The sequence below is a fragment of the Streptomyces sp. NRRL B-24572 genome, from assembly GCF_002156145.1.
Classification (GTDB): Bacteria; Actinomycetota; Actinomycetes; order Streptomycetales; family Streptomycetaceae; genus Streptomyces; species Streptomyces vietnamensis.
This window is the reverse complement of sequence record NZ_MWIG01000133.1, coordinates 1-9,402: the sequence shown is the minus strand read 5'-3', so window position 1 is coordinate 9,402 and position 9,402 is coordinate 1. Positions and strand designations below refer to the sequence as shown.

The following is a 9,402-nucleotide window of genomic DNA, read 5'->3' as shown; positions in this document are numbered from 1 at the left end:
GGGACGGCGGCGGCCTCGCAGAGGCGGAGGGCGGCGAGGCCCGTGTTGGCGTCGGCGATCTCCGACGCCAGCGCGTCCGACGCGCCGCCCGTGCGGGCCAGGTCGGCGAGGAAGGCCTTGTCGACCTGGGAGCGGGCCGAGTGGAGGTCCAGGTGGCCGGCGGCGAGCTTGGAGAGCTTGGCGAAGCCGCCGCAGAGGGTGAGCCGGTCGACGGGGTGGCGGCGGATGTACTTCAGGACGGCGCCCGCGAAGTCGCCCATGTCGAGGAGGGCGATCTCCGGCAGGTCGTAGATCCCGGTGACGGTCCGCTCGGAGGTGGAGCCCGTACAGCCGGCCACGTGGGTCAGACCGCCCGCGCGGGCCACGTCGACGCCCCGGCGGATGGAGTCGATCCAGGCGGAGCAGGAGTACGGGACGACGACGCCGGTCGTGCCGAGGATCGACAGGCCGCCGAGGATGCCGATGCGGGGGTTCCAGGTGGAGCGGGCGATCTCGGCGCCGTTGTCGACGGAGACGGTGATCTCGACGTCGCCGGGGGCGTCGTGCGCGGCGGCGACGGCGGCCACGTGCTCGCGCATGAGCTGCCGGGGCACGGGGTTGATGGCGGGTTCGCCGACGTCGAGGGGGAGACCGGGGAGGGTGACGGTGCCGACGCCGGGGCCCGCGCGGAAGACCACGCCCGAACCCGGCGGCAGGAGCCGTACCGTCGAGCGGATCACGGCCCCGTGCGTGACGTCCGGGTCGTCGCCCGCGTCCTTGACGACGGCGGCCATGGCGGAGCCGCCCGACAGGGACTCCGCGGTCAGCGCGAAGGACGGGGTCTGGCCCTTCGGCAGGGTGATCGTCACCGGGTCGGGGAAGTCGCCGGTGAGCAGCGCGGTGTACGCGGCGGTCGTGGCCGCCGTCGCGCAGGCACCGGTCGTCCAGCCCGGGCGGAGGCCGGTGTGCTTGAGTTGGGCCTCACGCCCGCCGCCTGTACTCACGAAGAGGCTCCTGTGCACGTACTCATTCTCGGCGGGACCACCGAGGCCCGCGCCCTCGCCGGACTGCTGCACGACCGGGTCCGGGTCACCAGCTCCCTCGCGGGACGGGTGGCGAGCCCGCGGCTGCCGGCGGGCGAGGTCCGGATCGGTGGTTTCGGCGGCGTCGACGGACTGGCCGCGTGGGTGCGGGAGCAGGCCGTGGACGCGGTCATCGACGCCACCCATCCCTTCGCCGAGCGGATCAGCTTCAACGCGGCCCGGGCGGCCGCCACCGCCCATGTTCCCCTGCTGGCCCTGCGCCGCCCAGGCTGGGTCCCGGTGGAGGGCGACGACTGGCGTCCGGTCGCGTCCCTGGAGGAGGCGGCCCGGGCCCTGGACGGCCTCGGCGACCGCGTCTTCCTGACGACCGGCCGCATGGGCCTCGCCGCGTTCGCAGCGTGCCCGCAGTGGTTCCTGGTCCGCTCGGTGGACGCCCCGGACGCCCCGATGCCGGCCCGCACCGAGATCCTCCTCGACCGGGGCCCGTTCACCCTGGACGGCGAACGCGAACTCCTGGCCCGGCACCGGATCGACGTGGTGGTGACGAAGGACAGCGGCGGCGCGGCGACCGCCCCGAAACTGACGGCGGCCCGCGAGGCGGGCGTCCCGGTGGTCGTGGTCCGCCGGCCACCGGTCCCCTCCGGCGTCCCGGTGGCGGCGACCCCCGAGGAGGCCGCCGCGTGGGTCGTTACTCGGTGACGGGCGTGCCGAGTTCGGTGACCTCGACCCAGTTCATGTTCGGGTCGTCGACGTAGATCTGGTTCTCCGCGGTGTCGAAGGCGATCACGCCGTAGAGCACGTGCTCGCCGTCCGCCGCGCTCTCGTGGAGGTAGGACGAGGCGGTGGGCAGCAGGTACTCGACGCGGTGGGCGACCCACACGAGGTTGCCGTCGCCGTCTTCCACCTGCACGGCCTTGTCGACGGCGCGGAGCTCGTACAGGTACGTCTGGCCGGTCGCCGGCGGGTAGTTCACGGCGGACGGAGAAGTTGTCCTTGGGCAGGGTGACGCCGGCCGGGGCGCCGAGACCGTAGTTCTCGGCGATCGCGGAGTCGCAGGCCGTCAGCTTCGGGGTGCCGGTGAGCAGTCCGCCGGAGGCGACGAGGGCGGCCGTGACGGCCAGGGCGCTCAGCCGGGTTGCCAACTGCTGTTTCGGTTGTTGGTCGTGGTTGGCCGGGGCATCCCTCGATCGGGCGAACCGGGCTGGTTTCCAGGGGTTTGCGGGCATGCGGAACGCATGATCGGTGGCAGCGGATGGGTTCGATGGGACCGGGGGAGGGGGTAGCCGATGGCAGGCAGGCGCGGGAAGAAGCGCGAGGTACGTCCGATCGTGGCCCCTGCACCGTCGCCGCACCCACGGGTGCGCGTATCCGGGACCGGCTCCGACCGACTGCCGAGGAGGCCGGGGTCCTGCGGTTGGTCGGCGAGCATCTGGGGCGTCTTGAGCGGGCCGACCTGGCGAAGCGTGTCGGCATCGGGAAGGTCGCGAAGAAGGACACGCGGCGGGCCGAGCGCAAGAAAGCGCTGACGGCCGTCTCGTCCTCCCGCTGGGCCGGGGCGATGACCCGCGCGTCCGAGGACCAGTACCAGCTCGGCCTGCGCTGTCTGTTCGATGAGCGTGTCGGCCTGCGCCAAGCCATCCGCGCCATCGGCAAGGGCCTGGCGGTGCCGTGCGGGCAGCGCAAGGGAAAGGTCCGCGGTTACCCGACGCAGGACGAACGCTTCACCAAGCAGCGGCGCGTGCAGGTTCTCACCGCCCGGCTCAACGACGTTGAGGCCCGTATCGAAGCAGGCCGCCCGAGCATCGTGGTCGGCGGCCGGCGACTGGCCAAGATCCGTCACAACCTCGACCAGACCCAGCTCACCAAGGCCGAATGGCGCAAGCGGTGGGATGCCGGGCGGCTGTTCCTCACCGCCGACGGCGAGTCCGGCGCACCCTTCGGGAACTACACCATCACTGTGGACCCGGAGACCGGCGAAGTGACGCTGGTGCTGCCGGAGCCTTTGCGGTATCTGGCCAATGCCCCCAGGGGCCGGTACCGCCTGGGCCGCACCGTACGGTTCTCCCACCGCCGTGAGGAGTGGCTGGACCGCGCGAGCGCGAACCGGGCGGTCCGCTACGACATCACGTTCGATCCGGCACGCACCCGCTGGTACCTGGACGCGAGCTGGAGTGCCGACACCGCCGTGCTGCCCAGCCCGGAGGAGATCCGAGCGTTCGGGGAGCGCACCCTGGGCATCGACCTGAACGCCGACCACCTCGCGTGCTTCGTCCTCGACCCGCACGGCAACCCCACCGGCGGACCGGTCACCATCCCCCTGCAGCTGACCGGCCCCACCAGCACACGGGACGGCCGCCTCCGGGACGCGATCAGCCAGCTCATCACCATCGCCCGCGAACACCAGTGCGCGGCCATCATGGTGGAGAACCTCGGCTTCGACGACGCCCGCCAGATCGGGCGGGAGATCATGGGACGCGGCGCACGGGGCAAGAAGTTCCGCCGCACCGTCGCCGGCATCCCCACCGCGAAGTTCCGCGAACGCCTGCGCTCCATGGCCTTCCACGCCGGACTGGTGGTGATCGCCGTCGACCCGGCCTACACCAGCATGTGGGGCGAGCGGTACTGGAAGCCCCCGCTCCAGCAGCAGACCAAGACTTCCGTCACGCGGCACCACGGGGCCGTCGTGGCGATCGGCAGGTGCGGCCTGGGACACAGAATCCGGCGTCGGCCAGGTGTGACCGGCACCCACCAGAGGATGGGTGACCGGAGAGCTACCGACCAGACCGCATTCGTTCCCGGGCCACGCGGGGCCGCGAGCCCGCCCAGGACAGGACGCACGCCAGACCCGGGCGGCAAGACGGACCTGCGCCGAGGTGACCAGCCCGCGCTGTTCCCAGACCCTCAACACCGTTCGGAGGGTCACCGGACCACTTGTCCGGATCACGGCGAGTTGGCCGACACCGGCCAACAACGCTAGGAACGGTACGAGTCATCACAGGGGAGGGTCCTTTCCGGACCTATGTGAAGCATGTGGAACGGGGGAACTCCTGTGTGACTCGTGAGGTGGGGGAGGGGCGTGCCACCCTCCCCACCTGCTTCAAGGAAGCAGTCGGTCCTACCGTCGTGCGGGTGCAGTCGCGAACGGTATGGGCAGTGGGTCTGTCAGGTCACCGGCGTGAATCAGCCGCTTCCGATTTGCTGTTGATTACGTCAGCGAGGCATGAGCTACCCTCCCCGGGTATCGCCGGTAACGCGCGCATGGGGGCAATACATGGGTTGGGACCTGAACATCTCGGCGGGAGAGTTACGGGCTTCGGCCGGGGCCGCCGACACCTTGGCGGTGGATCTGCAGGAGCCGCTGCGCAAGGCGGGCGCCGATCTGGCCTCCGCCGCGGCGGCCTTCGGCTCGTGGACCGTGGGGCCGCAGATGACGCAGACCGGCGAAGGCTGGGGCTCGGCCCTGGAGACGCTGCGGGGACGCCTCTCCGAACACGCCCAGGGGATGCGGCATCTCGCCAACGGGCGGGACGTCCTGGAGCAGGACGTCATCTCCTGCTTCCGGGGCTGGTGACGGACATGACAGAAAACTTCGCCCAGCTGATGAAGCAGGACTTCGCGGACCTGGACAGCGCCGTGGCCTCCTGGAAGAAACTTGCCGAAGCCCTGGCCGGGACACAGACGAGCAGCGGCAAACGGGTGACCGGGCCGCTGCACAAGGCGGGCTGGACGGGCGTCAGCGCGACGTACGGCTTCGACGCCATGGAAGCCACCGAGAGCAAGCTCGGCACGGCCCGGACGAACGCCCAGCTGATCGCCACGACCCTGGACGCCCTGAACACGAAGATGCAGGCCGCGCAGCGCAAGCTGAGGGCCGCGGTGGCCGACGCGGAGGCCGCGGGCCACCGGGTCAGGGGTGACGGCTGGGTCGAACCGAAGCAGGTCGTGGACCCGGCGTACCACAACGACCCGGAGTACCAGGGCGTCCAGCAGCAGGCCAACGCCGGCCTCGGCGGCTTCCGCGCCCGCATCGACGAGGCCGTCGCGGAGGCGACCACCGCGAGCACCGACGCCGCCGGGATCCTGCGCCAGATCGACCCCTTCGACCTCGACAAGCGGTACGGCGGGGCGAACGCCCATGAGGACGCGGCACGGGTCGCCGGGTTCGCCGGCCTCGACGCGAAGGACATCCCCGACGGCAAGGACCCCCAGAAGAACGCCGACTGGTGGGCCGGCCTGGACGAGGAGAAGCAGCGCTTCTACCTCGCGGCCTACCCCGAACAGCTCGGCGCCCTCGACGGCCTGCCCGCGACGACCAGGGACCAGGCCAACCGGCAGGTCCTCGACACGCGCATCAACGACTACGCACTGCGCGAGGACAGCCTCGGCTACCACGACCGGTACAGCTACCGGGGGCTGCTCGCGATGAAGGACCGTCTGGACCGGTCCGACACGGCCCCGGCGCACAAGCAGCTCTACCTGCTGGGATTCAGCACGGAGAAGGACGGCCGCGCGATCGTCTCGGTCGGGAACCCGGATACGGCCCGGCACACGGCGGTGTCGGTGGCGGGGACGAGCAACCAGCTGGGCAACTTCGGGGACCAGATCGACCGGGCGGAGAAGCTGCAGGTGGCGGCGGGCCATTGGAGTGAGGGGCGGGGAACCGATGTGGCGGTGATCAGCTGGCTGGACTACGACGCACCCGAGGCGAACCTGACGATGAACGACCCCGAACTCAACCTCGGTATCGCCACGACCGGCCGCGCCGAGGACGACGCCGAGACCCTGCGTGACTTCACCCACGGACTCCGGGCGTCGCACCAGGGCGAGCGGACCCATCTCACCGTCGAAGGCCACAGCTACGGCTCCACCATGGTCGGCGCTGCGGACGCCGGTGGGCGCGGGCTCGACGCCGACGACATGATCGTTGTCGGCAGCCCGGGCTTGACCGTCGACCGGGCGGACCAGCTTCATGTCTCACCCTCGCACCTCTGGGCCGGGGCCGCGCCCGACGACCACGTCGTGAACGTCACGGCGGGGAAGACCCTGGGTGCCGACCCGAAAGAGCCCGAATTCGGTGGTCAGCGGATGTACGTCGACACGAGCCACCATAGTGGCTACTGGGACGACGGCAGTCAGAGTCTGGACAATCAAGGGCGAATTATCGCCGGTCTGCCGCCTGCGAACAGGCCTCGATCGTGACGGGAAGGAGTTCCGGGCCCATGCCTATGACCCGGAGGGCTTCACTGGCCCTCGTACCGATGCTGGTCCTCGCACTGGGAGGCTGCGTGTCCGACGGCACGAAGAACGCGAAGAACGATCCGCTGCCCCGCATGAGCCAGGAGAAGGCCCAGGCGTGGGCCAAGCACTGGACCGAGTCGATGGCTCGTACGGCGAAGGCCGAGATCGTGTCGTCGACCCACCAAGCGAACTTCACCAACTGCCCAGGGAAGAACGGTGAGTCGGCCAACGACGGCCGGTACACCCTTTCGTACGACGTGCGCGCCAAGCTGCCCAAGGCGGAGCACGCCACGGGCATTCGGGCGATCACCGACGAGCTCAAGGCGCAGGGGTTCAGGATCGTCGGTTCGCGAGCCGACGCCTCGGCGGGACGGGGCGGGTATCTCGTGCAGGCCGAACACCCGACGGACCGCCAGTACGTGAGTGCCGGGGATGTATCCGACGACCTGATCTCCCTGGGCGTGAACACACCCTGCCTCCTGCCGCCCGGTGTCGAGCAGCAGGAGTTCTGACCGTCGTCGGGGTCCCGGCGGTCAGCCGTAGCGGCGCGGCGTCCACGTGATCGTGCGGCCGTCGCCCCGCTCGACCGCCCGGGTCTGCGAGGAGCCGATCAGGAGGAGGGTGCGCATGTCGACCTCCGCCGGGTCCAGGGTCTTCAGCGTCAGGATCCGGACCGACTGCTCCGGGCCGCCGACGTCGCGGGCGACGACCACCGGGGTCTCCGGGGCGCGGAGTTCGAGGAGGAGGTCGCGGGCCGCCGCCACCTGGTGGGTGCGGGACTTGGAGCCCGGGTTGTAGAGGGCGATGACCAGGTCCGCGGAGGCCGCCGCGCGGAGGCGGGCCTCGATGACGTCCCAGGGCTTGAGCCGGTCGGAGAGGGAGATCGTCGCGTAGTCGTGGCCGAGGGGGGCGCCCGCCGCCGCTGCCGCCGCGTTCGCCGCCGTCACCCCCGGGAGGACCCGTACGGGCACGTCCGCGTACTCCGGTTCGCAGGCGACCTCCAGGACCGCCGTCGCCATGGCGAAGACGCCCGGGTCGCCGCCCGAGACGACCGCGACCTTCCGGCCGCGCCGGGCCAGGTCGAGGGCGAACTCGGCGCGCTCGGACTCGACCTTGTTGTCGGAGCCGTGGCGGATCTGACCGGGACGGAGGACCGGGACCCGGTCCAGGTAGGTGGTGTATCCGACCAGGACGTCGGCGTTGACGAGCGCGCCCCGCGACTCGGGGGTGAGCCAGGGTGCCCCGGCCGGGCCGGTGCCGACGACGGTGACCTCGCCCGTCTCCCGTACGGGAGGCTCCTGGTCGATGCGGGAGGGGAGGACGGCGACGGAGAAGTACGGGACCGAGTCCGGGTCGATCTCGGAAAGGGTGCCCGTCCGCTCGCCCGTCATGAACGCGCGCTCCACGTACCGCGCGTCCTCCAGACGGCCCGCCCGCTCCAGGGCCCGCTTCACCGTCGGGAAGGTGCGGCCCAGCTTCATCACGACCGCCGAGTCCGTGCCCGCCAGGCGGGCCGTCAGCTCGTCCTCCGGCAGCGTGCCGGGGATGATCGTGAGGACCTCCTCCGCCTCGCACAGCGGCTCGCCGAGCCGGGCGGCGGCGGCGCTCACCGAGGTGACGCCGGGGATGACGGTCGTGTCGTAGCGGTCGGCGAGCCGCTTGTGCATGTGCTGGTACGAGCCGTAGAACAGCGGGTCGCCCTCGGCGAGGACGGCGACCGTGCGACCGGCGTCGAGGTGGGCGGCGAGGCGGGCCGAGGCCTCCTCGTAGAAGTCGTTCAGGGCGCCCCGGTAGCCGCCCGGGTGGTCCGTCGTCTCCACCGTGAGCGGGTACATCAGCCGCTCCTCGATGTGGTCCTCGCGGATGTGCTCGGCGGCGATGGAACGGGCTATGGAGCGGCCGTGGCGGGCCGAGTGGTACGCGATCACGTCGGCGGCCGCGATCGCCTTCACGGCGGCGACCGTCATCAGGTTCGGGTCGCCGGGGCCGAGACCCACCCCGTACAGCTTGCCGGTCACGGTGCTCACTTCTGGATCTCCGCTTCGTGGGCGAGGGCGTTGATCGCGGCGGCCGTCATCGCGCTGCCGCCGCGCCGGCCCCGTACGACCAGGTAGTCGAGGCCGAGGGTGTTCTCGGCCAGCGCGTCCTTCGACTCGGCTGCACCGATGAAGCCGACCGGGATGCCGAGGACGGCGGCGGGCTTCCCCGCGCCCTTCGCGACCATCTCCAGGAGGTGGAAGAGGGCCGTCGGCGCGTTGCCGATGGCGACGACGGAGCCTTCGAGGCGGTCCCGCCACAGTTCGAGGGCGGCGGCCGAGCGGGTGGTGCCGAGCTCGGCGGCCAGGCCCGGGACGGCCGGGTCGGAGAGGGCGCACAGCACCTCGTTGTCGGCGGGCAGCCGCTTGCGGGTGACCCCGCTGGCGACCATCTGCGCGTCGCAGAGGATGGGCGCGCCGGCCTGGAGGGCGGCGCGGGCGCTCGCGACGACGCCGGGGGAGTGGGCGATGTCCTGCACGAGGTCGGTCATGCCGCAGGCGTGGATCATGCGGACCGCCACCTGGGCGACGTCGGCGGGCAGGCCCGCGAGGTCCGCCTCGGCGCGGATCGTGGCAAAGGACCGGCGGTAGATCTCCGTCCCGTCCTTCTCGTAGTCGAACATCCTGGTGCTCTCGCTCATCTCGTGTGGGTCGGCAGGCTGCGGGCCGTGGTCACTGCTTCGGGCAGGGAGGTACGCGGGGTCGGTACGCCGTCCACCAGGTAGGTGTCGTCGCCGGTGGCGAGGACGTCGACCCAGGCGCCGTGCGGATGGCCGCAGCGGCGCTCGCACCCGGAGTAGTGGACGGGCAGGCCCCCTCGGCGGACGAGGCCGGCGTCCGTCCGCACGTCGGCGAGGGACTTGGCGCAGCCGGGCCGCCCGGTGCAGGCGCTGACCCCGACCGAGGGCAGCTCGGGCCGGGTGACCAGGCCGTGCTCCGCCAGGTCGGGCAGCCGGTCGGCGGCTCCCACGACGACCACCCCGCGCCAGGGCGTGAGCCGCAGCTCCCCGGCCCCCTCGGCCAGGGCCCGCAGCTGGGCGGCGGTCAGCCGGCCGAGCGGGGCGAGGACGTGCAGGGCCCGGTCGCCGAGCGGTCCGGGCGCGGGG

Annotated in this window: 9 protein-coding genes and 1 pseudogene; 5 read left to right on the top strand and 5 right to left on the bottom strand. The window is 71.8% G+C overall.

Annotated features, from left to right (window positions below; all coding sequences use genetic code 11):
- Positions 1–983 (bottom strand): cobalt-precorrin-5B (C(1))-methyltransferase (locus tag CCN56_RS08665; protein ID WP_086825186.1); only part of this gene is annotated, 983 nt, incomplete at its 3' end.
- A 12-nt stretch (positions 984–995) separates the two neighbouring features.
- Here CCN56_RS08665 and CCN56_RS08660 point away from each other — a divergent pair.
- Positions 996–1,721, top strand: coding sequence for a cobalt-precorrin-6A reductase (locus CCN56_RS08660; RefSeq protein ID WP_086825176.1), 726 nt, complete (start codon positions 996–998; stop codon positions 1,719–1,721).
- On the opposite strand, the gene CCN56_RS08655 is transcribed toward CCN56_RS08660, so the two are convergent.
- Positions 1,711–1,995 (bottom strand): hypothetical protein, encoded by a 285-nt coding sequence (locus tag CCN56_RS08655; RefSeq protein WP_086825174.1) that lies wholly within the window; start codon positions 1,993–1,995, stop codon positions 1,711–1,713. The two genes, CCN56_RS08660 and CCN56_RS08655, sit on opposite strands and share 11 nt — an antisense overlap.
- A 279-nt stretch (positions 1,996–2,274) precedes the next feature.
- Here CCN56_RS08655 and CCN56_RS08650 point away from each other — a divergent pair, with 279 nt between their 5' ends.
- The 4 genes from CCN56_RS08650 (at position 2,275) to CCN56_RS08635 (ending at position 6,772) form a co-directional block, all read left to right on the top strand.
- Positions 2,275–3,999: a hypothetical protein gene (locus CCN56_RS08650; RefSeq protein ID WP_256961870.1), complete on the top strand. Its 1,725-nt coding sequence runs from the start codon at positions 2,275–2,277 to the stop codon at positions 3,997–3,999.
- 294 nt (positions 4,000–4,293) lie between these two features.
- Positions 4,294–4,593, top strand: coding sequence for a hypothetical protein (locus CCN56_RS08645; protein WP_086825172.1), 300 nt, complete (start codon positions 4,294–4,296; stop codon positions 4,591–4,593).
- Positions 4,594–4,598: 5 nt separating this feature from the next.
- Positions 4,599–6,221, top strand: a complete 1,623-nt coding sequence (locus CCN56_RS08640; RefSeq protein ID WP_256961869.1) for an alpha/beta hydrolase family protein — start codon at positions 4,599–4,601, stop codon at positions 6,219–6,221.
- 20 nt (positions 6,222–6,241) lie between these two features.
- Positions 6,242–6,772 (top strand): hypothetical protein, encoded by a 531-nt coding sequence (locus CCN56_RS08635; protein ID WP_256961868.1) that lies wholly within the window; start codon positions 6,242–6,244, stop codon positions 6,770–6,772.
- A gap of 21 nt (positions 6,773–6,793) precedes the next feature.
- Here CCN56_RS08635 and cobJ read toward each other — a convergent pair whose 3' ends face one another.
- From cobJ to CCN56_RS08620, 3 genes and pseudogenes are all read right to left on the bottom strand, one after another.
- Positions 6,794–8,278, bottom strand: a complete 1,485-nt coding sequence (gene cobJ, locus CCN56_RS08630) for a precorrin-3B C(17)-methyltransferase (protein ID WP_086825180.1) — start codon at positions 8,276–8,278, stop codon at positions 6,794–6,796.
- Between the two features lie 5 nt (positions 8,279–8,283).
- A complete protein-coding gene (locus tag CCN56_RS08625; protein ID WP_256961867.1) occupies positions 8,284–8,937 on the bottom strand; it encodes a precorrin-8X methylmutase in 654 nt (217 codons plus the stop codon).
- Positions 8,934–9,402, bottom strand: a pseudogene (locus CCN56_RS08620) (cobalamin biosynthesis protein CobG); the annotation flags it as partial. The gene CCN56_RS08625 and the pseudogene CCN56_RS08620, both read right to left, overlap by 4 nt.